The 21,784-nt window shown below is 73.3% G+C and carries 21 protein-coding genes; 7 read left to right on the top strand and 14 right to left on the bottom strand.

The genetic code is table 11. The annotated features are described in order from the left end of the window. Window positions 1-359: 359 nt before the first annotated feature. Window positions 360-1,136, bottom strand: a complete 777-nt coding sequence (locus ACFWRO_RS28060; protein WP_384514514.1) for a polysaccharide deacetylase family protein — start codon at window positions 1,134-1,136, stop codon at window positions 360-362. Between the two features lie 229 nt (window positions 1,137-1,365). Then, window positions 1,366-1,791 carry a hypothetical protein gene (locus ACFWRO_RS28055; protein ID WP_384514511.1) on the bottom strand — a complete coding sequence of 142 codons (426 nt, stop codon included), beginning with the start codon at window positions 1,789-1,791 and terminating at the stop codon, window positions 1,366-1,368. 146 nt (window positions 1,792-1,937) lie between these two features. Between ACFWRO_RS28055 and ACFWRO_RS28050 the strand changes: the two genes are divergently transcribed. Beyond that, on the top strand, window positions 1,938-2,423 hold the full coding sequence (locus ACFWRO_RS28050; protein WP_384514582.1) for a DUF6328 family protein: 486 nt from the start codon (window positions 1,938-1,940) through the stop codon (window positions 2,421-2,423). 2 nt (window positions 2,424-2,425) lie between these two features. Here the strand turns inward: ACFWRO_RS28050 and ACFWRO_RS28045 are convergent, their stop codons facing one another. The 3 genes from ACFWRO_RS28045 to ACFWRO_RS28035 form a co-directional block, all read right to left on the bottom strand. Then, window positions 2,426-3,973: an ATP-dependent DNA ligase gene (locus tag ACFWRO_RS28045; RefSeq protein ID WP_384514508.1), complete on the bottom strand. Its 1,548-nt coding sequence runs from the start codon at window positions 3,971-3,973 to the stop codon at window positions 2,426-2,428. 83 nt (window positions 3,974-4,056) lie between these two features. Then, the gene (locus ACFWRO_RS28040; protein WP_384514505.1) at window positions 4,057-5,070 is read right to left on the bottom strand and encodes a DUF6397 family protein; all 1,014 of its coding nucleotides are present in this window, start codon (window positions 5,068-5,070) and stop codon (window positions 4,057-4,059) included. Window positions 5,071-5,153: 83 nt separating this feature from the next. Beyond that, window positions 5,154-5,558: a roadblock/LC7 domain-containing protein gene (locus ACFWRO_RS28035; protein WP_384514503.1), complete on the bottom strand. Its 405-nt coding sequence runs from the start codon at window positions 5,556-5,558 to the stop codon at window positions 5,154-5,156. A gap of 175 nt (window positions 5,559-5,733) precedes the next feature. Between ACFWRO_RS28035 and ACFWRO_RS28030 the strand changes: the two genes are divergently transcribed. Then, on the top strand, window positions 5,734-6,159 hold the full coding sequence (locus ACFWRO_RS28030) for a PPOX class F420-dependent oxidoreductase (RefSeq protein WP_384514501.1): 426 nt from the start codon (window positions 5,734-5,736) through the stop codon (window positions 6,157-6,159). 70 nt (window positions 6,160-6,229) lie between these two features. On the opposite strand, the gene ACFWRO_RS28025 is transcribed toward ACFWRO_RS28030, so the two are convergent. The 5 genes from ACFWRO_RS28025 to ACFWRO_RS28005 form a co-directional block, all read right to left on the bottom strand. After that, the gene (locus ACFWRO_RS28025) at window positions 6,230-6,847 is read right to left on the bottom strand and encodes an ATP/GTP-binding protein (protein ID WP_384514498.1); all 618 of its coding nucleotides are present in this window, start codon (window positions 6,845-6,847) and stop codon (window positions 6,230-6,232) included. After that, the gene (locus tag ACFWRO_RS28020; protein ID WP_384514495.1) at window positions 6,828-7,244 is read right to left on the bottom strand and encodes a DUF742 domain-containing protein; all 417 of its coding nucleotides are present in this window, start codon (window positions 7,242-7,244) and stop codon (window positions 6,828-6,830) included. The genes ACFWRO_RS28025 and ACFWRO_RS28020 overlap by 20 nt, the downstream gene beginning before the upstream one ends. Before the next feature lie 13 nt (window positions 7,245-7,257). Further along, window positions 7,258-7,692 carry a roadblock/LC7 domain-containing protein gene (locus tag ACFWRO_RS28015; RefSeq protein WP_362008988.1) on the bottom strand — a complete coding sequence of 145 codons (435 nt, stop codon included), beginning with the start codon at window positions 7,690-7,692 and terminating at the stop codon, window positions 7,258-7,260. Beyond that, window positions 7,689-10,517, bottom strand: coding sequence for a nitrate- and nitrite sensing domain-containing protein (locus ACFWRO_RS28010; RefSeq protein ID WP_384514493.1), 2,829 nt, complete (start codon window positions 10,515-10,517; stop codon window positions 7,689-7,691). Before ACFWRO_RS28010 ends, ACFWRO_RS28015 begins: the two co-directional genes overlap by 4 nt. 191 nt (window positions 10,518-10,708) lie before the next feature. Beyond that, on the bottom strand, window positions 10,709-11,647 hold the full coding sequence (locus ACFWRO_RS28005) for an MHYT domain-containing protein (protein WP_384514490.1): 939 nt from the start codon (window positions 11,645-11,647) through the stop codon (window positions 10,709-10,711). Window positions 11,648-11,798: 151 nt separating this feature from the next. On the opposite strand from ACFWRO_RS28005, the gene ACFWRO_RS28000 reads away from it, so the two are divergent. From ACFWRO_RS28000 to ACFWRO_RS27990, 3 genes are all read left to right on the top strand, one after another. Next, window positions 11,799-12,401 (top strand): class I SAM-dependent methyltransferase, encoded by a 603-nt coding sequence (locus tag ACFWRO_RS28000; protein ID WP_384514487.1) that lies wholly within the window; start codon window positions 11,799-11,801, stop codon window positions 12,399-12,401. A 216-nt stretch (window positions 12,402-12,617) separates the two neighbouring features. Beyond that, entirely contained in the window at window positions 12,618-12,923 is a 306-nt protein-coding gene (locus tag ACFWRO_RS27995) for a hypothetical protein (protein WP_384514484.1), read from the top strand. A gap of 100 nt (window positions 12,924-13,023) precedes the next feature. Then, window positions 13,024-13,881, top strand: coding sequence for a hypothetical protein (locus ACFWRO_RS27990; protein ID WP_384514482.1), 858 nt, complete (start codon window positions 13,024-13,026; stop codon window positions 13,879-13,881). 87 nt (window positions 13,882-13,968) lie between these two features. Here the strand turns inward: ACFWRO_RS27990 and ACFWRO_RS27985 are convergent, their stop codons facing one another. Next, window positions 13,969-14,151 carry a hypothetical protein gene (locus ACFWRO_RS27985; RefSeq protein WP_362009004.1) on the bottom strand — a complete coding sequence of 61 codons (183 nt, stop codon included), beginning with the start codon at window positions 14,149-14,151 and terminating at the stop codon, window positions 13,969-13,971. Between the two features lie 16 nt (window positions 14,152-14,167). Then, window positions 14,168-15,307, bottom strand: coding sequence for a fatty acid desaturase family protein (locus tag ACFWRO_RS27980; RefSeq protein ID WP_384514479.1), 1,140 nt, complete (start codon window positions 15,305-15,307; stop codon window positions 14,168-14,170). A 276-nt stretch (window positions 15,308-15,583) separates the two neighbouring features. Between ACFWRO_RS27980 and ACFWRO_RS27975 the strand changes: the two genes are divergently transcribed. Together ACFWRO_RS27975 and ACFWRO_RS27970 are read left to right on the top strand one after the other, a co-directional pair. Continuing rightward, complete coding sequence (locus ACFWRO_RS27975) at window positions 15,584-18,535, top strand: SNF2-related protein (protein ID WP_384514476.1); 2,952 nt, start codon at window positions 15,584-15,586, stop codon at window positions 18,533-18,535. Beyond that, on the top strand, window positions 18,532-19,887 hold the full coding sequence (locus ACFWRO_RS27970; RefSeq protein WP_384514473.1) for an SWF or SNF family helicase: 1,356 nt from the start codon (window positions 18,532-18,534) through the stop codon (window positions 19,885-19,887). Before ACFWRO_RS27975 ends, ACFWRO_RS27970 begins: the two co-directional genes overlap by 4 nt. A gap of 89 nt (window positions 19,888-19,976) precedes the next feature. Here ACFWRO_RS27970 and ACFWRO_RS27965 read toward each other — a convergent pair whose 3' ends face one another. Together ACFWRO_RS27965 and ACFWRO_RS27960 are read right to left on the bottom strand one after the other, a co-directional pair. Next, a complete protein-coding gene (locus ACFWRO_RS27965) occupies window positions 19,977-20,576 on the bottom strand; it encodes a hypothetical protein (RefSeq protein ID WP_384514470.1) in 600 nt (199 codons plus the stop codon). A 158-nt stretch (window positions 20,577-20,734) separates the two neighbouring features. Then, a complete protein-coding gene (locus tag ACFWRO_RS27960; protein ID WP_384514467.1) occupies window positions 20,735-21,589 on the bottom strand; it encodes a bifunctional 5,10-methylenetetrahydrofolate dehydrogenase/5,10-methenyltetrahydrofolate cyclohydrolase in 855 nt (284 codons plus the stop codon). Between the last annotated feature and the right edge of the window lie 195 nt (window positions 21,590-21,784).

Genomic DNA, 21,784 nt, shown 5'->3' with positions numbered 1-21,784 from the left:
GATCGTCACAGCCCGTGACGATCACTGCCCGGGCGGTGAGGGGGTATGCGAGAGGTCACTCGAAGGGGTCGAACGCGCCGGAGCGCGCGCCGCCCGTGAGCGGCCCGCGCCTGGGCACGACTTCAGAAACGACCCCGGCCCGACCCCGGGAACGACAAAGCCCCGGTTGGACGGGGGATTCCAACCGGGGCCGATTGCCGCGACGACGAAGAGCGGTCACCTCAAGGGGGGGACCTGGGGACCGGGCCCCTTCACCGTCACACATTGATGAACGATAAACCTTCACGGTGCGTTCCGCCGTGCCCGAGGTGACCGATGTGAGACACCTCACCCCATTTTCACCGTTCGTACCGCGCGTGTCACGGACGGTAGACGGCGCCCGGTTCGGCCTTGCCGGGCGCGAGGAGCTGGGGAACCGTCACGAAGGTGAAGCCCCGGTTCTTCAGTTCGTCGATGATGCCGGGCACCGCGGGAACGGTGCCGTCGTAGATGTCGTGGAGCAGGATGATGCCGTCACCCTGCGAGGCGTCGAGCACCCGCTTCCGTATGAGCTCCGAATCGGTCGTGGAGTAGTCCTTGGCCGTGACGCTCCACAGCACCTGCGCGAGACCGAGGTCGCGGCTCACCTCGGAGACCGTGTCGTCGGTGCGCCCCTGCGGCGGGCGCATCAGGGTGGGCCGCTTCCCGGTGATCTTCTCTATCGCGTCCTGGGTGCGGGAGAGCTCCTCGCGCACCTCGTCCGCCTCCAGGTCGGTGAGGATGCGGTGGGTCCAGGTGTGGTTGGCGACCTCGTGCCCCTCGTCGGAGATGCGCTTGACGACCTTGGGGTAGCGGTCGACGTGCTTGCTGCCGAGCAGGAAGAACGTGGCGGGGACCTTCTTCTCCTTGAGCACGTCGAGGAGGTGCGGGGTGTCCTTGCCGGGGCCGGCGTCGAAGGTCAGCGCTATGCACTTCGCCTTCGCGCAGTCGACCGCCCCGGCTTTGCCCGCCTTGTCGTCCGACGCCGCGGCCTTGCCCCTGACGTCGCCAGGGCTGATCGGGTCGACCCCGCAGCCGCTGAGCACGAGCACGAGAGAGGCCGCCGCCAGAAGGGCGACGGCCGGACCACGGCGCTTCCCCGATTCGGTTCGGAACATGTTGCTGCAGACCCGCTTTCCCCGTCGATGGCATCAGAACGCCACGCACGCCTGGTCAGGGGCGTCTCCGCGTGGCACTCGAGCACTCTACACACGGTGTATACACACCATGCATAGGGGGGTGGGGGCATACAGGTGCCCCGGGCGGCGCCCGTCCGCTCCGCCCGGGGCGTCGGTGTGCCGGCGGAAGCCGGCAGGTCAGCGGGTCAGCAGCCCGGCACGAGGCCGGTCAGCGGGAGGAGAGCAGCAGCCGGGCCTCGGTCTCCTGGTCCCCCGACACGGACTGCAGCGACTGGATGTCGAAGGTGGCCGCGAGGGTCTTCTCGACCTCGTCGACCGCGCGGTAGCCACCGGTGAGGAGCGCTCCGACCATGCCCGTCAGGTGCACGGGTCCGGCCTCCTCGCGACGCCCCTCGGCCGTGTCGAACGTGGCCATCCAGACGGTGGGGGCGGGCGCGGTCGCCGCCCGCGGGCCGGGCGCCGACATGTCCTCGAGCCGGTAGACGTGATCGAGGACGTCGAAGACGGCCTGGGCGTCCTCCCGGTCGCAGTCGCTCAGCTGCACGGTGACGTCGGTGTCGATGTGCGTGTCGTACACGTCGCTCATCTCCTCGCTGCCGGGCGTACGGATGTCGTCCCGCCACGCTTCCAGCATCCCTCGCGGCGGGGTGTCACGCGACGTTCGGGGGTTGAAGTCGCCTCGCGCGGTAACCCGCGAGGGGGGCGACCACGGGAGGTTCCGTGTCCACTCCAGCCAACCAGGACCAGGCACCGGACCAGGACCGGGCGGGGAGCGACGGACTGTTCCATGGGCGTCGCGAGACGCCGGAGGAGCGCGCGGACCGCCGGTGGAGCGAGCTGATGCAGGAGATCAGGGTCGCCCAGACCGGCGTGCAGATCCTCTTCGGCTTCCTGCTCACGGTCGTCTTCGCGCCCCGGTTCACCGAGTTGTCGGACACCGACCGGACGATCTACGTGGTCACGGTGTCGCTGGCCGCCGCGGCCACCGGCGCCCTGATCGGGCCGGTGTCGTTCCACCGCATCGTGGCGGGGCGCCGCCTCAAACCCGAGACGGTTGTCTGGGCGTCCCGGCTGACGTTCGTCGGGCTCGTCCTGCTGCTCGCGACGCTGACGTCGGCGCTGTTGCTCGTCCTGCGGGTCGCGACGGACGACACATTCGTGCCGTGGCTGGTGACGGGTCTGGTCGCCTGGTACCTGCTCTGCTGGTACGTGCTGCCGCTCTGGGTCCGCCGCCGGTACACCGACCGGCGGGAACCCGGGTCCTGACCTCACGCTCCGCCGAGGACCTGCTCCACGGTGTCGGCCTCGGAGGCCGCCTTGTCCGGCCGGTGCCGTACGACGCGGGCGAAGCGGAGCGTCACTCCGGCCGGGTAGCGGGTGGAGCGCTGCAGACCGTCGTACGCGATCTCGACGACGAGCTCGGGCCGCACCCGTACGGTGAACCCGTCGTCCTCCACGGCGAGTTCGCCGAGCTTCTCGGTCTGCCACCGGAGCATGTCGTCGGTCAGGCCCTTGAACGTCTTGCCGAGCATGACGAAGGTGCCGTCCGCGGCCCGGGCGCCGAGATGGAGGTTGGAGAGCAGCCCGGTGCGGCGGCCGTGGCCCCATTCGACGGCGAGGACGACGAGGTCGAGGGTGTGCACCGGCTTCACCTTCAGCCAGGTGCGGCCCCGCCGGCCCGCCACGTAGGGCGCGTCCAGGGCTTTGACGAGGACCCCTTCATGGCCCCTGGCCAGGGTGTCGGTGAAGAACCGCTCGGCCTCCCGGACCTGTTCGGCCTCGCCCGCGCGGTCGACGACGAACCGGCGCACGCGGCGCTCCTCGGGGAGCAGCCGGACCAGCGCGGCGTGGCGCTCCTGCCCCGGCCGGTCGATGAGGACCTCGCCGTCCGCCGCGAGCACGTCGAAGAAGACGGGTGAGAGGGGCACCGCGGCGCTGGCGCCCTCGACGTCGACTCGGGAGCCGACCCGGGAGGCGATGTCCTGGAACGCCATCGGCCGGCCTGTGGCGGGGTCGAGCGCGATGACCTCGCCGTCGAGGATGAACGGGTCGCCGGGCGTCTCCCGTGCCACGGCGACGACTTCGGGCAGCCGGCCGGTGATGTCGTCCAGGGAGCGGGTGAACACCCGCACGTCCTCTCCTCTCCGGTGCACCTGGATCCGGATGCCGTCGAGCTTCTCCTCGACGGCACAGGCGCCGAGGCCGGCGACGGCCTCGGTGACCGAGCCGGCGGTGTGGGCGAGCATGGGCAGGACAGGGCTGCCGACGCGCAGCGCGAAGGTGTCGAGGGCGGCGGGCCCCTCTGCGAGCACGGCCCGCGCGACGCGCGGCAGGGAACCCTCGAGCATCACAGCCCGGCGAAGCTCGGCGGAGGGCACGGTGGCGGCCCGCGCGACGCCTTCGAGCGCGATCGCGTCGAGGGCGCCCTGACGTACCTCACCGGAGAGCAGCCGGATCAGGAACTCCTGCTCCTCCACGGTGGCGGCGGCCATCAGCTCATGGACCAGCCGGGCGCGCTCGGCCTGCGACCCGGCCCCGGAGACGGCCGCGAGCTCGGTCATGGCGGCGTCCGTGCCGTCGAGGGTGAGCAGGGGCCGCCCGGCAGGCGGCACCGCGGGCGGGATCACGTTCTTCAGGACGCTCCAGCCGACGCCGATCCGGCCCTGCGGGAGCCGGCCGGAGAGGTAGGCGATGACGAGCGGGCTCTCCTCGGGCGCGGCCTCCGAGAAGAGATCGGCCAGGACCGCGATCTTCCGCGAGCGGGCGGAGACCGCGGAGACCTGATGGGACGCATCCGCAAGTCGGGCCAGCAGCATGCGACCATCCTCTACCTCCCGGCAGCGGAACCGCACGTCGGGTGGCCGTAGTACATGGTGACACCCGAACCGAGTTCGCCCCTCTAGCCCTGCGTCGTCACCTCCGCCTCTGCCCCGGCCACCGTCCTGCGGCGCCGCAGCCGGTCGAGGAGTCCGCGCCGGGTGCGACGCGCGGGCGGACGGACGAGCGTCGCGGCACGGGGCGGCCGGGCCAAGCCGACACCCGGCCCGTCGACGGATTGCAGCCCCTCGACCACCGCCCCGACAGCGCCCACGGCGCCCTCCGGGCGCGGGGCCGGGCGGTACTCGCGCGCCTCGTCCAGGGCGATGGCGAGGCTCATGCGGTGCCAGAGGATCTCGTCCGGGTCGTCCGCCACCGTCAGCCGCTCCGCGATCTCGCGGGAGGCCGCCGACTCCGGCAGTCCCGAGGGCGGTTCCGGGCGAAGCCGGTCGAGATGGGTGCGTTCGTACGGGTCGTCGACCACCTCGGCCAGTTGGGCGGGGTCCAGGAGCGAGGCGATGGCCGCCGCCCGGACCCAGGGGTCCTCGGTCGCCCGCAGGAGCAGCCCGAGTCGCCGGGCACGCCAGTTGCGCGGCCTGCAGTCCTCGCCTCCGTCGGCACGCTCCCGGATCTCGCCCGGCAGCCTCCCGGTCAGCAGGGTCGACTGGGTGAGGGCGAACTCGCCCACTTCGGCCGCGAGATAGAGCCAGACCACCGCGCGGTAGCGGTTGAGGTAGAACCGCACCGGGCTCAGGTGCCCCGTCCTGGCGAGCCGGGTGAAGCGCTCCGGCGGTACGGAGAGCAGTACGGCCGCCTCCGTCGTACCGACCGTCCGGACCCGCTCGCGCAGCCCGGACGGGAAGTCCGGTGCGGCTTTGAGCCGGTCGATCTCGCCCTGCGCGACCCTGCGCCGCCCGCCCCGCGCTCCGGAGGCCGCCGGCGCGGCGCCCGAGGCCCTGGGCATGCCGGGCACGGCGCCCGGCACGGTCCTCACCAGGCCCAATTGCACGGCGAGCTGGAATTCGTCGCGCCTCAGCTCCAGTTCCTGCGCCGCTCGCGTCGGTGCCAGCGTGCGGGTGTCCTCTTCTCCTGCCATGACGGTCTCCCCCGTGAGTGGTGATTACTCTCGGTGACGACCGTAGCGCGGAGAAGCTCAGTCCCGCTCGCCCTGTGGATAACTCAGAGGTCGGCGCCGCCCGGCTGACGTGCCGCCACGCCGAGGTGCTCGCCGACCCGGTTGACCAGCAGCGTCATCTCGTACGCGACGTGGCCGACATCGGCCTCCGCGCCGCTCAGGACGCACAGGCAACTACCCTCGCCCGCCGCCGTGACGAAGAGCAGGGCCTCGTCGAACTCGACCATCGTCTGCCGGGCGCGCCCGGCCTGGAAGTGCCGGCCCGAGCCGCGCGCGAGGCTGTGCAGCCCGGAGGAGACAGCGGCCAGGTGCTCGGCGTCCTCCCGGGCCAGGCCGCTGCTCGCGCCGGTGACCAACCCGTCGTTGGACAGCACGAGCGCGTGCCGTATGTACTCGACCCTTCGGGTCAAGTCGTCCAGGAGCCAGTCAAGTTCCGTGTCCAGCGCCATGCGTCGGTCCTTCCCCCTGTGTGTTGCGTCCCCGTCGACCCGAAGTCCCCGCGGTCCGCGTGTCGCGGCAAGCCTTACGCACTGTCGTGGACAGGGCAAGCACCCCCGGCCCCCTGGTGTCCCATGGGGCAATACGGAGTGCCACGAAGAGCGGCCGATGACGGAGCATGGGGACATGGCAAAGATGACCGAGGAACAGTGGCGGGCCTTCGTCTCCGAGGGAACCCGCACCGGCAAGCTGGCCACCGTCCGCGACGACGGCAGTCCGCACGTCGTCCCGATCTGGTTCGTCCTCGACGGCGACGACATCGTCTTCAACACCGGCAAGGACACCGTGAAGGGGCGCAATCTGGCCCGCGACGCGCGCGTGGCGCTGTGTGTCGACGACGACCGGCCGCCGTTCGCGTACGTCTCGCTCCGCGGCCGTGCCGAGATCAGCGAGGACCCGGCGGAGCTGCGCCGCTCGGCCGCGCGCATCGGAGGCCGGTACATGGGCGAGGGCCGCGCCGAGGAGTTCGGCGCGCGCAACGGGGTCCCTGGGGAACTCCTCGTACGCGTACGGATCGAGAGGGTGACCGCCCAGAGCGGCGTCGCCGACTGAGCCCGTACGCCGTGTGACGCCGGGGCCGTGCACCCGTAGAAGCGCGGCACCGGCATCACGGGGTGTGCCGTCACCCGACCGAGTCCAGCAGCCGTGCCGTGTGCATCCGGCCCGCGTACTCGACCAGCCGGATCAGCACCTCCTTGCCCGAGTCCCGGTCCCGGGCGTCGCACAGCACCACCGGCGTGCCCCGGTCCAGGTCGAGCGCCCGGGAGACCTCGTGCGCCCCGTAGTTCCGCGCGCCCACGAAGCAGTTGACGGCGACGACGAACGGGATCTTGCGGTGCTCGAAGTAGTCGACCGCCGGGAAGCAGTCCTCCAGACGTCGTGTGTCGGCGAGGACGACGGCCCCGAGCGCCCCCTGGGACAGCTCGTCCCAGAGGAACCAGAACCGGTCCTGTCCGGGCGTGCCGAAGAGGTACAGGGAGAGCCCTGACCGGATCGTGATCCGGCCGAAGTCCATGGCGACCGTCGTGGTCGTCTTCTGGTCCACGCCCCCGGTGTCGTCGACCGACTCCCCCGCCCGGCTGAGCTGTTCCTCCGTCCGCAGAGGCCGGATCTCGCTGACCGCGCCGACCAGGGTCGTCTTGCCGACGCCGAACCCGCCGGCGACCAGGATCTTCAACGCGAGGGCCGTGGAGTCCACGCCACCGCCCGCACCCGTGCTCTCAGAGCGCTCGTAGGCCATCGATGACTTCCCTCAGGATCCGTTCGTCGGGCAGCTGCGCGGGCGGTACGGGTCGGCTGACCTTGACGAAGCCCGCTTCGAGGAGGTCGCCGAGGAGGACCCGGACGACTCCGATGGGCAGGTCGGCGTCGGCGGCGAGTTCGGCCACCGACTGCGTCTCCGCGCGGCACTGGGTGAGCAGGGCCCGGTGTTCCGGGCCGAGGAGCGATTCCTCGGCCCCGCCGGGCGGGTTGTCGTCGACGACGACGAGTGCGATGAGGTCGAACCGTACGTTGCTGGGCCCCGGCTTCGTACGGCCACCGGTCATGGCGTACGGCCGGACGAGCGGACCGGCGTCCGCGTCGTACCACTGACTGCCCGGCGCGGGCTGGCCGTCGCCGGTGCTGTCCACGTTCATGGGGTGTCTCCGGTCAGCCGGCGGCCGGCGGGGTCGCGGTGAGCCGCGGCGGGGTGTGCAGGTGCTCGCCGACCCGCTTCACGAGGCGGGCCATCTCGTACGCGATCAGTCCGATGTCGGCGCTCGCGGAGCTGAGGACGGCGAGGCAGGAGCCGTCGCCGGCGGCCGCGACGAACAGGAATCCGTCGTCCATCTCGACCATCGTCTGACGGACTCCGCCGGTGTGGAACTGGCGGCCGGCGCCCTTGGCGAGGCTGTTGAAGCCGGAGGCGATGGCGGCCAGGTGCTCGGCGTCCTCGCGGCTGAGCCCGCTGGAGGAGCCGACGGCGAGGCCGTCGTTCGAGAGCACGACCGTGTGCCGGACTTCGCGGACTCTGACGACGAGGTCGTCGAGGAGCCAGTCGAGTTCACCGGAGCGGTGGTGGGACATCCTCTCGTGGTCGATCATGCGTGGTCTCCTTCGTTGCCGGGGTCGAGGGGGTGGTCGGGGCCGAAGTCGCGTCCGTGGTCAGGGGCGTGGTCGCGGCCGGAGCCGGTTCCGAGGGGGCGTCTGGTGCCGGGGGCCGCGCCGCCGCCCCGCGTCCAGCCGTCGCGGTAGGCGGTCATCCGGTCCCTGACCTGTTCGGGGGTGCGTTCGCCCGCGCCCTGGACGGTCGGCGTGGGCGGGAGGTCGGTCGGTGGAGCCTCGCGCAGTTGCGGTACGAGGCTGGCCTGACGGACCCGTCGGGGCAGGTCGCCGAAGTCGTCGGCGGGAGCACCCGTCTGGGCCGGGACGGGCGGAGTCCGGGGCGCCGAGCGGGTCTGCGGGGGCGGTGCGGTGTGCGGGCCCTGCGGGGAAGGGCGGCCGCGCCCGCGGAGGCTGGTCACCCCGGCCGGGGTCTGCTCGGGCGCGCTGTGATCCGCTCCCAGCTCCGCCCCGTCCGGCTGCCCCGGCAGGGCGGGGATGCGGGGCGGGCGGGGCAGCGGCTGCGGCGGGGGCGGCGGCGCGGACTGGGGGTGGGACGGGGGCAGGGACTGGGTGGGTACGGAGCCCGCGGTGACGGACTGCTGGGGGTGCTGGTGGCGCGGGAACGCGGCGTCCGCGCCGCCCGGCCGCTCCCTGTGGACGGTGTGCCCGTACGGTCCGTCCCCGAAGGCCGCCTCGGGCGTCCGGCCGTTCGGGGCGCCCTTCCCGGGCGGGAGCGCGCCCTGCAGCACATCCATGGGCAGCAGGACGACGGCCGTCGTACCGCCGTACGGCGAGGTGCGCAGGTGGACCTTGATGTCGTGCCGGGAGGAGAGCCGGCTGACGACGAAGAGGCCGAGCCGGTCGCTGTCGAACAGGTCGAGCGCCTCGGACTGCTCGATCCTCGTGTTGGCCTCGGCGAGGCTCTCCTTGCCCATGCCGAGGCCCCGGTCCTCGATCTCCAGGGCGTAGCCGTTGCCGACGGGTTCGCCGCTGATCCGCACCTTGGTGTGGGGCGGCGAGAACTGCGCGGCGTTCTCGATGAGTTCGGCCAGCAGGTGGGTGAGGTCGGCGACCGCGCCGCCGACGACGGACGTCTCCGGGAGCTGGCGCATCTCCACGCGCGCGTAGTCCTCGATCTCGGAGACGGCAGCGCGTACGACGTTGGTCAGCGGAACGGGCATCCGCCAGGCGCGTCCGGGCGCGGCGCCGGACAGGATGATCAGGCTCTCGGCGTGGCGGCGCATACGGGTGGTCAGGTGGTCGAGCCGGAAGAGGTCGCCGAGCTCGGAGGGGTCGTCGGCGCGGCGCTCCATGCTGTCGAGCAGGTTGAGCTGCCGGTGGACCAGGACCTGGCTGCGGCGGGCGAGGTTGACGAAGACGCCGGAGATGCCGCTGGCGAGCTCGGCACGCTCCACCGCGGCGGAGAGGGCGGCGCGGTGGACGGTGATGAGCGCCTCGCCGACCTGGCCGATCTCGTCCTGCGGGGCGGGCCCGGGCGGCGCCTCGGCCTGTACGTCGATCTCCTCGCCGGCCCGCAGCCGCCGCATGGCGGAAGGAAGCTTTCGCCGGGCGATGCCGAGGGCCGTGTTGCGGAGGCTGATCAGCTCGATGACCAGGCCGCGGCCGATGCGTACGGAGATCACGAGGGAGGCGGCCACGGCGGCGAGGCCGAGCAGGACGGCGGCGCCACCGGCGGTGAACACGCCCCCGCCGAAGGGGGCCGCGCGGTCGGCCGCCGCGTGCCGGGCGTCGGTCTCGATGGTCGTCAGGCCGCCGCGTACCACGGCCATCGCGTCGTCCCAGGTGGCGGCGGGCACGGCCTGGACCGCCTTGCGGCCCGGGGTGGCGGCGCCGATCCGGTCCTCGGCGGCGGTGAGCTGCAGGTAGCCGCGCTCGTCGGCGAGCTTCTCCCAGGCGGCCCGCTCGGGACCGCGCAGATCGGCTGTGGCGGACTCGGTGAGGGTGCGCCGGGTCGCGACGGCGCCGGTGAACAGCCGGAGCCTCTCCGCGCTCAGTTCGCCCCCGAGGTACGCGGAGCCGAGCAGGGCGTCCTCACGGGCGAGCATCTCGCCGACACGGCCGAATTCGAGGAGCACGCGCGCGTGGGCACCGACTTCGGCGTCCTGGATTCCGGCCAGGGCGCCGCCGACCGCGAAGGCGGCCGTGATCGTGGCCGTGTACTCCGTGTACACCTCGTCCCAGTCGGCCTTCCCGGTCGCGGCGGTGGTGCGCAGCGCTGCCAGACCCTCGACCTCGGTGACGAAGCGGCCGACCCGGTCGGCGACCTCGCGAGGGAGGTCGCCCGTGGCGCCGACGGTGTGCCGCTCGTCGAGGCGGAGCCGGGCGACGGCGGCGTCGGTGCGCCGCGCCTGGTCCTTGAGCTCCGTGGCGCGCCCCGTGCCGGGCGAGGCGACCTGCCGGACGGCGGCCCGGCGTTCGGCCTGCAGCGCGGTGACGGCGGCGGCGACGGGTTCACGGATCTCGGCGTCGACCCGCTGGAGCTGGCGCAGCCGGGCGATGTCCTGGGCGGTGGTGACCGTGGCGAACCCCCAGAGGGCCAGCAGCGAGACCACGGGAACCATCAGCAGCGAGACGATCTTCGCGCGGACGGTACGCGGGCGCAGTCCGCGCCGCCGTGGAGGGGACGGGGCCGGGCCGACGGTCGGGGCGCCCGGGCCGAACGGGTCGGCCGCCCCGGGCGGGGCTTCGGGGGCGCGCTCGGACGGTTCGTCGGCGGGCGGCCCCGCGTGCGCGCGCCGCCCCCGCGCCGCCTGCTGCTGCGGCGGCGTCGTCCCGGCGTCCTGGGTCTTGCGGGGAGTTCGCATGGCCTCCTCGTTCCGGCTGCGTCTGTCGTGGTGCGATGTGCGTCGGGTGCGTGGGGTGAGTCGGATGGCGTCGGATCCATCAGGTCCATCGGGCCGTACGCGCCGCCCGGGACGGTCGCGGGCGGTCTAACCGGCCGTCTCCGGCGGTCTGCGGCGATCTCCGGCGGACTCCCGCGGCGTGGGACCGAGCCCTATGTCCCGGGCGGACCGGCGTCCACGGGCCCCGCCGGATAGGCGTACGACGGAGTGGCGCCGGATGACGAGCCGTACGAGGTCCCGGCGGTCGTCGGCTGCGGGCGGCCGTCGTCCGGCACCCGGCCGGCCGCCGCTCGGAAGCCGGGCGGGGCCACGTCCACCGCCCGCTCGTCCGGTTCGGTGAGCAGCTCGGCGGAGGCGTACGCGGCACGCTCCCTGGCGGTCGGGGAGAGCGCCACGAAGGCCGAGGTGATGAAGAGGTAGGAGCCGAGGCCCACGGCGAGCGGGAAGATGAACTGCATGGCGGTGGCCCCGGGAAGCTCCGCCGAGGAGGGCGCCACCTCCACCTCGACCGCGAACATCCCGGTGTAGTGCATGCTGCTGACGGCCACGCCCATGACCAAGGAGGCGAGCGCAACGGCGGCCGGCGCGTGGATGTTGAGCGCGGCCCACAGCGCGGCCGTCGCGGCGACGACGGCGATGGCGACGGAGAGCCCGACGAGCATCGGGTCGTACGTCACCTGCCCGTGCAGGCGCAGGGCGGCCATGCCCATGTAATGCATGCTCGCGACGCCGATGCCGGTCGTCAGTCCGCCGATCAGCAGGGAGCGGCCCCGGTCGCGGCCGTAGCCGACCGCGAAGACGCCGACTCCGACGACGGCCATGGCGATGAGCAGGCTGAGGACGGTCAGCGGAACGTTGTAGCGGATGTCCGTTCCCGTGACGCCGAAGCCGAGCATCGCGACGAAGTGCATCGTCCAGATGCCGGTGCCGATGGCGGACGCGGCGGTGAGGAGCCAGTTGCGGCGCGAGCGGCCGGTCGCGTCGAGCGCTCGTACGGTGCAGCGCAGCCCGAGGGCGGCGCCTATGCAGGCCATCGCGTACGACAGCACAGGTGTCAGCCAGCCGAAGGCGGCGTGGTCCAGGTGTCCCATGACTCAGGGACGCTAGTCCGGACAAGGGGGCGCATCAGGGGCGCATTTCGAAAGCTGATGGAATATGACGCAGAGATGTTCCAGAACGATCGTGCCGCGCTCGAACATGGACACAGGACGTTCACCCCAGGGACTGAGGCATCATGCACGCATGAGCGACGACCCCACCCATGTCCAGGAGTTCTTCGGCCCCCGCGCCGCCGGCTGGGACGCCCGCTTCCCCGACGACGCCCCCGCGTACGCCGCGGCCGTCGCCGCGCTCGGCCTGCGCCCCGGCGCCGCCGTGCTCGACGCGGGGTGCGGAACCGGCCGGGCGCTGCCCGCGCTGCGCGCGGCCGTCGGCCCGACAGGGACCGTCGTCGGCGCGGACCTGACACCCGAGATGCTCGCCGCGGCGGTCCGCGCCGGGCGGGACGAGGCCGGCGCCCTGCTCCTGACCGATGTCGCCAGGCTGCCGCTGCGCACGGGGGCGCTCGACGCGGTGTTCGGCGCCGGGCTCGTCTCCCACCTGGCGGATCCGGCCGCGAACCTGCGCGAACTCGCCCGGGTCGTACGCCCCGGCGGACAGCTCGCCCTCTTCCACCCCGTGGGCCGGGCCGCGCTCGCCGCCCGCCACGGGCGCCGGATCACCGAGGACGATCTGCGGGCCGAGCACAACCTCCGCCCCCTTCTGTCGGGTTCGGACTGGCGGATGGTCAGCTACGTGGACGAGGACGACCGTTATCTGGTGGTCGCCGTACGCGAGGACCAGTGAGCGCGCGCGAAGCGCAGGAGGTCGGCCGGGCGCGAACCAGACATGAGCGGGGCGCGAACCGCGCGGGAGCCGAGCCTGAGCCTGACCTGAACCGAGCCTGAACGGGACCTGAGCCTGACCTGATCACGTCACCCGCACTCCGCGCCCTTCTGTCCCGGCACCTCCCTGTCTACGGTGGAGATGCCGGGCAGCCGTGTCCGGGAAAGGCGGCATGCCATGGCCCGTGTGCGAGCGCTACTGAACTCCCTCCTCCCCTCCGCGCGCCGGGCACCGGGCGAACGGCGCGAGCGCCGCGAGGTGCGACGGCAGCACAACATCTTCGAGGCGGCGGCGACCTACGTCACGGGGTGCGTGGAGGACGACCAGGACCGGATCGACGACGCGGTGACGTGGGTGTCGCCCGAGGCCCTCACGTTCGGCATCAACGAGCTCGCATGCCGGGCGGTGATCGCGCTCGCCCGCGAGCGGGACGAGTCGCCGGAGACCGTGGCCCGGCATCTGCTCGGCCTTCCGCCCGCCTGACCTCGGACGGAACGGGCCGCGCCACTTTCCTTCCGAAGACTCTCGACGCGCGGGTTACCCACTGGTTAAGGTGCGCCGACGACCAGATGGGGAGGCTGCCGTGGCTACCGCCGACGACGACGCGCTGTATGTGCTGACCGCCGTGCTGCTGACGCCCGCGCAGTTCCCGAGCGTGCTCGGCGACGACTACCCGGCGGCGTGCGCGGCGCTCGGCCTCGAACCGTACGCCGGGGGGTACGGCCTCGTCCTCGGCCAGGACGGCGCGGGCGCCCGGTGGACGGTGATCATCGACGACGTGTCGCTGGTCGCCGTGGCGATCGCCTCCTGGGACTGCGGGATGGAGTACGACCTCTCCCCCGACGAGCGTACGGTCGTGGCGGCGCTCCCCGGCTGGCCGCTCGACGTGGCCACGGCCGCGCCCAGCCTTCCGGCCCCGCACGACCCGGAGCACGAGGAGGGCGACCGCGCTCCCCTGTCCCCGCCGGACGGCGAGGGCTGGGGCCCGGCGCAGCGTCGGCTCGGTGCCGACGAGGTCGCGCTGCAGTGGGCGGACTGGCGGGCGCAGCTGGACGAGGGCGCGGACCAGGGTCAGGGCCAGGAATCGAGTACGGCCGCGGAGTCCGCATCGGGCCGCGACGGCGGTTCAGCGGCCTCCCCGGCCGCCGTCGGGACCGCTCCCGTAAGCGACCCCTACGACGGTGTCCGGCGGGCGCTCGCCGAGCTGCGCGGGTATCTGGAGGACGCGCCGCCGGTGGGCCGGGTGCGCTCCGCCTTCGCCACCGGTGAGGCGCGGATGCTCCGGGCCGACGGGCCGGGCTGGTCGCTGGTGGCCCGGACCGACGACATGGCCTTCGTCCTCCTGGACGACGAACCGCACGAGGTCCTCCCGGTGGCCCGGGGCCCCAAACTGCCCGCGCTCCTGGAGGCCCTGGACACGATGGCCGTACGCCCCTCCTGATCGCCCGCCCGGATCAGACCCCCTCGACGCCGAGACCCGCGAGCAGCGTGATGCTGTCGCGGGTCGCCTTCGGGAACGAAAAGCGTGTCAGCGGTTGATCTCCTTGCGGGAGATCCGGCGGAGCCGGCGCCGCTGACTGGGGTCGAGGGCCAGGTAGGCCACGGCGGGTACGCCGAGCACCACCAGCAGGGACAGCCAGAACCCGATGAGGGGCATCAGGAGGAGGCCGACGGCCACTCCCCCGATGACGACCTTCGTCCGTGTCGACATGTGCGACGCCTCCTTCTCACGCTGCCGAGCGCAGCGGCTCGCCGACCTCGTGCAGATGTCCGAGCGCCTGTCGGTAGGACTCGACGAAACCGGTCTCTGTGTAGGAGATACCCACCGTACGGCAGTGCGCACGCACGGCGGGCTGGGCGAGTCGAAGATGCGGGCGCGGCATGCTCGGGAAGAGGTGGTGCTCGATCTGGTAGTTCAGCCCGCCGAGGAACCAGTCGGTCAGGAATCCGCCCCTGATGTTGCGCGAGGTGAGCACCTGGCGGCGCAGGTGGCCCCAGCTGTCGCCGTCGGGGTGGGCGTCGGGCATCTCCATGCCCTTGTGGTTGGGGGCGAAGGCCATCCCGAGGTGGAGGCCGAGGAGCATCTGGTGGATCAGGGCGAAGAGGAGGGCCTGGACGGGCGTGAGGGTGGCCAGCAGGAGAGCGGCGTAGCCGGTGACGTGGGCGAGGAGGAGGGCGCCTTCGACGAGTCGCTCGCGCCGGGTCCGGAAGGGCCCGTCCTTGGAGAACAGCGCCTGGAACCCGTACACCTTGAGCGCGATGCCCTCCAGGGTGGTCAGCGGGAAGAAGAGCCAGGCCTGGTGGCGGGTGAGCCAGCGGCGGAAGCCGGTGCGGTCGGTGGTCTGGTGCTGGGCGAAGACGAGGATGTCGGCCGTGACGTCCGGGTCCTTGTCGAGGTGGTTGGGGTTGGCGTGGTGGCGGTTGTGCTTGTCGTTCCACCACTCCTGGCTCATCCCGAGCAGGAGGTTGGCGTGGACGAGCTGGATGACCCGGTTCCAGCGCCGGTCCGCGCATATCTGGGCGTGGCCCGCGTCATGACCGACGAAGGCCACGCGCGCGGAGAGCAGCGCGAGCGGTACGGCGAGGAGGAGGGCCCACCAGGAGGGGCCGAGCAGGACCAGACCGGCGGCTACGGCGGCGAGGCCCAGGAAGTTGACCGCCATACCGCGCGCGTACCAACCGGTCCTCCGCTCCAGGAGGCCCTGTTCCTTGATGGTGCGCAGCAGCGGCCCGAACTCGCTGCCGCCGCCGCGCCGGGCTGCCGTGGGCGGGGTGGCGGTGGACGGGGTGGCGGTACGCGGGTCGGCGGGACTCGCGGTGGCGGCGCTCCGATCGGGCTCCGTGAGCGTTGCGGTGGCCTGGGGCATGGCGGTCTCCGGGGTCCGTGGGCGGGGTCCCGGGCGCGTACCGCCCGGACTCCCTCGAACCTACGGATCGGTGATCCTCCGCAGCCATGACGTCACCCCCCGAGATCCCGGGGGGATTCCCCGGGGGGAGGGGTAGGGCTGGCTCCACCCTCGGAGTGGCGTCGTGCCGGCCGGCGATCGGCATGTGAGCCAGGTCACCGCGATTCCGCTCACGGCAGGGCCGGGCGCTCCTGTACCCTCGGCCGCTCGGCCCAGTAGTCAAATTTGAGGAATGTGTTGTCGCCGTCCCTGAGACTCGATGAACTCGCCCGTTGTTCCGCCGTCTTCCTGCCCGCCGACCCGCCGCGCGCCGGGCGCATCGCCTTCTGGTCCCCCGCCTCCGAGCACCTCCCGGCGACGGCCGACCGGCTGACCGTGGTGGCCGACGACGTGCGCCCGCGGGAGGTTCCGGCCGTGCTCGTACCCGTACGGGACGCCCTGCCGCTCCTCACCCGCGCCCGGTTCTCGGACGTGGCCTCGCCCGCGGCCGCGTTCTGGGGCGCCGCCTCCCTCTTCGCCCTGCACCTGGCGGCGAAGGGGCTCCTGCTGCCCGGCCTCACGGCCACCGACCGCGACGCCTGGCGGGCGGGGCCGCTGGGCGCCGAGGAGTTGGCCGACCTCCGGTCCCTGGCCGCGTCGATGCCGCCGGCCGCCCATGCCGTACCGCTCTCCGCTGACGAGCCCGTCCTCCTCCCCGAGCCGGAGGGGCTGCTGCGCGCCTTCGTGGACGCGGTCGTGGACGGGCTGCCGCGCACCCCGGCCGCCCCACTGGCCGCCGGCGGGCCCGCCTTCGCGGCCGACGAGCCTCAGGTATTGCCCGCGCAGCGGGCCTGGGCGGCGGACGTGGCGGCCGGTCACGACGCGGGCGTACGGCTCTCCCTGCGTCTGGAACTGCCCGGGTTGAGCGAGCGGGAGGCCCCGGCCTTCCGTGCCGTGCTCCAGATGCACAGCGTCGCCGACCCGACGCTGGTCGCGGACGCGGCGGAGGTCTGGGCCGGCTCTGGCCCGACGGCCGCGGCCTTCGGGCCCCGCGCCCGGATGGACGCCCTGCTCGCGCTGCGCCGCGCCGCGCGCGCCTGGGCCCCGCTGACGCCGCTGCTCTCGGCGGCCGTCCCGGACGCGGTCGAGCTGGCCGACGACGAGGTCACGGACCTGCTCGGCCCGGCGGCCCGGGCGCTCGCCGCGACGGGCGTCCAGATCCACTGGCCGCGCGACCTGGCCCACCGGCTCAGCGCCCACGCGGTGATCGGCCCGGCGGGCGGCGAAACCGCCGAGCCCATCCGAGGCACCGATACGGAAGGCACTGACACCGAGGACATCGACACCGCATCGGACGGGGACCCCGGACGGCGGTCCTCCGCGCTCCCCTCCTTCCTCTCCGCCGACGCCCTCCTCGCCTTCAACTGGCGCTTCGCCATCGGCGACCAGGACCTCACCCGCGCCGAACTGGACCAGCTGGCCGAGGCCGCGCGCCCGGTAGTCCGGCTGCGCGACCAGTGGGTCCTCGTCGACCCCGCCGAGGTCCGCCGCGCCCGCGCGTCCCAGGACCGCAAGGTCACCCCGGTCGACGCGCTCGGAGCCGTACTCACCGGAACCACGGACGTGGACGGCACGCGCGTCGAGGTCCGGGCGTCGGGCTGGCTGGAGCAGGTGCGCGCCCGGCTCGCCGACCCGGAGGGCGGCCCGCAGGAGGTTCCCCAGCCCGCCGCGCTCGCCGCGACGCTCCGCGACTACCAGCTGCGCGGGCTCAACTGGCTGCACCGGATGACGTCGCTCGGGCTCGGCGGCTGCCTCGCCGACGACATGGGTCTGGGCAAGACCATCACGCTGATCGCGCTCCATCTGCACCGGCAGAGCGACCCGTCGGCCGCCGGTCCCACCCTCGTCGTCTGCCCGACCTCGCTGATGGGCAACTGGCAGCGGGAGATCGAGAAGTTCGCGCCCGGCACTCCCGTACGCCGCTTCCACGGCCCGTCGCGCAGCCTGGAGGGTCTGGCCGACGGCGAGTTCGTCCTCACGACGTACGGCACGATGCGGCTCGACACCGACCGGCTGGCCGACCTGACGTGGGGGATGGTCGTCGCCGACGAAGCCCAGCACGTCAAGAACCCGTACTCGGCCACCGCCAGGCAGCTCCGCACCCTCGGCGCCAAGGCGCGCGTCGCCCTCTCGGGCACCCCGGTCGAGAACAACCTCTCCGAGCTGTGGGCCATCCTCGACTGGACGACCCCCGGTCTCCTCGGCCGGCTCGGCACGTTCCGGTCCCGCTACGCCTCGGCCGTCGAGGGCGGCGAGGATCCGGCGGCCGCGGAGCGTCTGGCCGCGGTTGTCCGCCCGTTCCTGCTCCGCCGCCGCAAGTCCGACCCGGGCATCGCGCCCGAGCTGCCGCCGAAGACCGAGACCGACCGCGCCGTCTCCCTGACCGAGGAGCAGGCGGGCCTCTACGAGGCGGTGGTGCGCGAGACCCTCGCGGCGATCGCCGAGGCGGACGGGATGGAGCGGCGCGGTCTTGTCGTGAAGCTGCTGACGGGGCTCAAGCAGATCTGCAACCACCCGGCGCAGTACCTCAAGGAGGAGCGGCCCAGGATCGAGGGCCGTTCCGGCAAGCTGGAACTGCTCGACGAGCTGCTCGACACGATCCTCGCCGAGGACGCGAGCGTGCTGGTCTTCACCCAGTACGTCCAGATGGCACGGCTGTTGGAGAGCCATCTGGCGGCGCGGGGCGTGCGCACGCAGTTCCTGCACGGCGGCACCCCGGTCGCCGAGCGCGAGGCGATGGTCGAGCGCTTCCAGAACGGCGAGGTGCCGGTCTTCCTACTGTCGCTGAAGGCGGCGGGCACGGGCCTCAACCTGACCCGGGCCGGACACGTCGTGCACTACGACCGCTGGTGGAACCCGGCCGTTGAGGCCCAGGCCACCGACCGTGCGTACCGGATCGGGCAGACCCAGCCTGTGCAGGTCCACCGGCTGATCGCCGAGGGCACGGTCGAGGACCGGATCGCGGACATGCTGCTGCGCAAGCGGGCGCTGGCCGACTCCGTGCTCGGCTCGGGCGAGGCGGCGCTGACCGAACTGACCGACTCCGAGCTGGCGGACCTCGTGAGCCTGCGCGGAAGCGGAAGCGGAAGCGGGAGCGGGGACGGGGACAGAACTGGGCGCGGAATCGGAATCGGGGAGGACGGTCGATGAGCGACTACGGATTCGGCGGTGAGCACGACCACGAGCCCGACCGCGGTGACACCCACGGCCGCCACCACCGTCCCGGCGACGAGCGGACGTTCGCCGCGCTGCCGCCCGCCCCGGGCTCGGCCTTCGCCCGCACCTGGTGGGGCCGCGCCTGGCTCAAGGCCCTGGAGGACACGGCGCTCGACGGCCAGCAGCTCAAGCAGGGGCGGCGCCAGGCGCGCGCGGGCGCGGTGGGCGCGGTGTCGGTGCGGCCGGGCCGGATCACGGCGGTCGTCAAGGACCGTGACGGTTCTTCGTACCGCAGCGATGTCCTGCTCCAGGAGCTCTCGGAGAGCGACTGGGACCGGCTGCTCGACCTGGCGGTGGAGAGCGCGGGGCACATCGCGGCGCTGCTCGACCACGAGATGCCGCCCCACCTGGTGGAGGACGCGGCGGCGGCCGGGCTCGAACTCCTGCCGGGCATCGGCGACCTGGACCCCGAGTGCGGCTGCGAGGCGTGGGACCACTGCCCGCACACGACCGCCCTCTGCTACCAGGTGGCTCGGCTGCTGGACGAGGACCCGTTCGTGCTGCTGCTGATGCGGGGGCGCGGTGAGCGGGCGCTCGTGGACGCGTTGCAGGAGCGCAGCGCTGCGCGGGCGGCGACGGCCACGGCACCGAGCACCCAGCAGTCGGCCGAGGACGTTTCGGCCAAGGGCGTATCGGCCGAGGAGGCGTTCGCCGCGCGGGACATCCTGCCGCCGCTGCCCGCGCCTCCGGCGCTTCCGTCAGTCCCGGGCGAGCCGCCCTCGCTGGACACCGAGACCGAGCCGGCGCCGGGGCTCGACCCGGCGGCGCTGGAGTTCCTCGCGGCGGACGCGGCCGCCCGTGCCCACCGGCTGCTGGCCGAGGCGCTCGCGCCGGGCCACGAGCGCCCACGGCCGGAACCGGTCTTGACGCCCGCTCAGGACGCCGTGCGGATGGCGGCAACGGGGGCTCCCCCGTCCTGGGTCGAGGCGCAGCTCGCGGAGGGGGCGGGGCGGCGCCGGACGGACCTTGGCCCGGCCACGCGCGCGTGGCGCTTCGGGGGCGCTGCCGCCCTCTCCGTACTGGACGAGGAGTGGACACCGGGTCACGAGGCGCTGGCCCGCGCGAAGTCGGTGCTCTCGGAGGCTTGGGAGACGGCCGAGAGGCCGGTTCTGCGGCAGTCCGGGGCGGCGCGCTGGACCGTGGTCGGCGCGGACGCGCAGCTGCGGGTCGGCGAGGACGGCCGCTGGTGGCCCTTCCGCAAGGAGCGCGGCTCCTGGGTCCCGGCGGGTCCCGCCGACCAGGACCCCGCCGCCGCGCTCGCGAGCCTGGCGGCGCGGGAGGGCTGACGGCACGGGAGGAACTACGGCGCCTCCGGGGCGGGTGGTCAGCGACGGCGAGTGGTCAGCGCAGGCGGGTGATCAGCACAGTCGGCTGGTCAGCGCAGCCGTGCGGTCAGCGGCCGGGCGGCCGTACCGGGGGCGGCGTACGCGGTGAGGCTGCAGGCCACGGTGTCGGCGCCGAGGAGGTAGCCGGAGCGGTACGGGTACTGGACGAAGGTGGTCCAGCGGGTGCCGCGCGGCTGGGCGGAGGCCTTGCGGCGGAGCGGCTCGCGGCACAGGGCCGCCGCCGCGTCCCGGATCTGCCTGTCGGTGCGGTGCTCGCCGGTCAGGCGGACCACGGTGACGAGCTGGGCGTCGTGCGGCCGGTCGCAACCGCGCCGTACGACGGAGCCGGGGGCGGCCCGGTCGATGTCGAAGCACTCCCCCGGCTTGAGGCGGTGGTACGGGACGCCGGCGGCTGTCCCGGCCGTTCCGCCCTGCGCGGCGAGCTGGTCACCGGCGGCCGGGGCGCCCTCGGCGGACGCGCCGACGGTCGCGACGGCCCGCTCCCGGGCGGTCGCGTCCCACCGGCTCTGGCTCTCCTGGCGGACCGCGAAGGCGACGGCCGCGACCAGGACGAGGATCGGCACGATGAAGTACCGGGCCAACGACGGCGAAGCGAACGACGGCGAATTCTCGCCGGAGAGCGGGGACATGGTGACCAGGGTCACCCGCAATGCCTCAACAGGGTTGGTTCGACGCCGAGTTGAAGCACGGCCCGTACAGAACCGTGACACTTCCCTTTCCCGTACAGGCCGTTCGGAACCCCTCGCCCGTGCTATGAGGCGACCGCCGGCCTCGACGGCGGCCCCGACTACAGACCGAGCTGACGCTCGGCTCCCTCGACCGTCTGGGCGAGGAGCACGGCGATCGTCATCGGGCCGACACCGCCAGGTACGGGGGTGATGAGGGAGGCCCGCTCTGCGGCGGTGTCGAAGTCGACGTCTCCGACGTTGCCCGGGTTGTAGCCTGCGTCGATCACGACGGCGCCGGGCTTGATGTCCTCACCCCGGATGAACCGGGGCTTGCCGACGGCCGCGACGAGGATGTCCGCCTCGCGGACGACCTCGGACAGTTCGGTGGTGCGCGAGTGGCAGTACGTGACGGTGGCGTCGCGGCCGAGGAGCAGCAGGCCGGCGGGCTTGCCGAGGATCGCTGAGCGGCCGACGACGACGGCGCGCTTGCCGCGCGGATCGACCTCGTACGCGTCGAGCAGCCGCATGATGCCGCCGGGCGTGCAGGAGACGAACCCGGGCAGCCCGAAGCCCATGGCGGCGAACGAGGCCATGGTGACTCCGTCGACGTCCTTGGCCGGGTCGATCGCCTCGAAGGCGGCCCGCTCGTCGATGTGCGGGCCGACCGGGTGCTGGAGCAGGATGCCGTGGACGTCGGGGTCCTGGGAGAGCGCGGTGATCGCGGCGACGAGTTCCTCGGTCGTCGTCTCGGCGGGCAACTCGACGTGCTTGGAACGGATTCCGGCCTTCGCGCAGCGGTTCTGCTTCATCTTCACGTACGTCACGGAGGCGGGGTCCGCGCCGACGAGCACCGTGGCGAGGCACGGCGTGACGCCGGTGCGGCGGGTGATCTCGGCGGCGCGGGCCGCGGTCTCCTCGACCGTGCGGCGGGCGAGGGCGGTGCCGTCCATGAGGGAGGCGGTACTGGTGGACATGGGCCACTCCTGGGCGTCGTCGAGGACAGGGTGATCGCCCAGGCGCACGGCAGCGTCGGATCCGCGCGGGTGCGCGGGGTCCGCGGGGCCGCTCCCCGGTGGTGATCCACCTCAAGCGCCAGTCACGGCCCGAGCCCTACTCTACGTGAGGCCGGGGCGGGGCCCCAGGGCGGTGTTCGGACAGGGCGCATATGC

The organism is Streptomyces sp. NPDC058579 (assembly GCF_042718575.1).
Lineage (GTDB): Bacteria > Actinomycetota > Actinomycetes > Streptomycetales > Streptomycetaceae > Streptomyces.
Note: the sequence above shows the minus strand (reverse complement) of the source record. Positions and strands in the feature narration are given on the sequence as shown.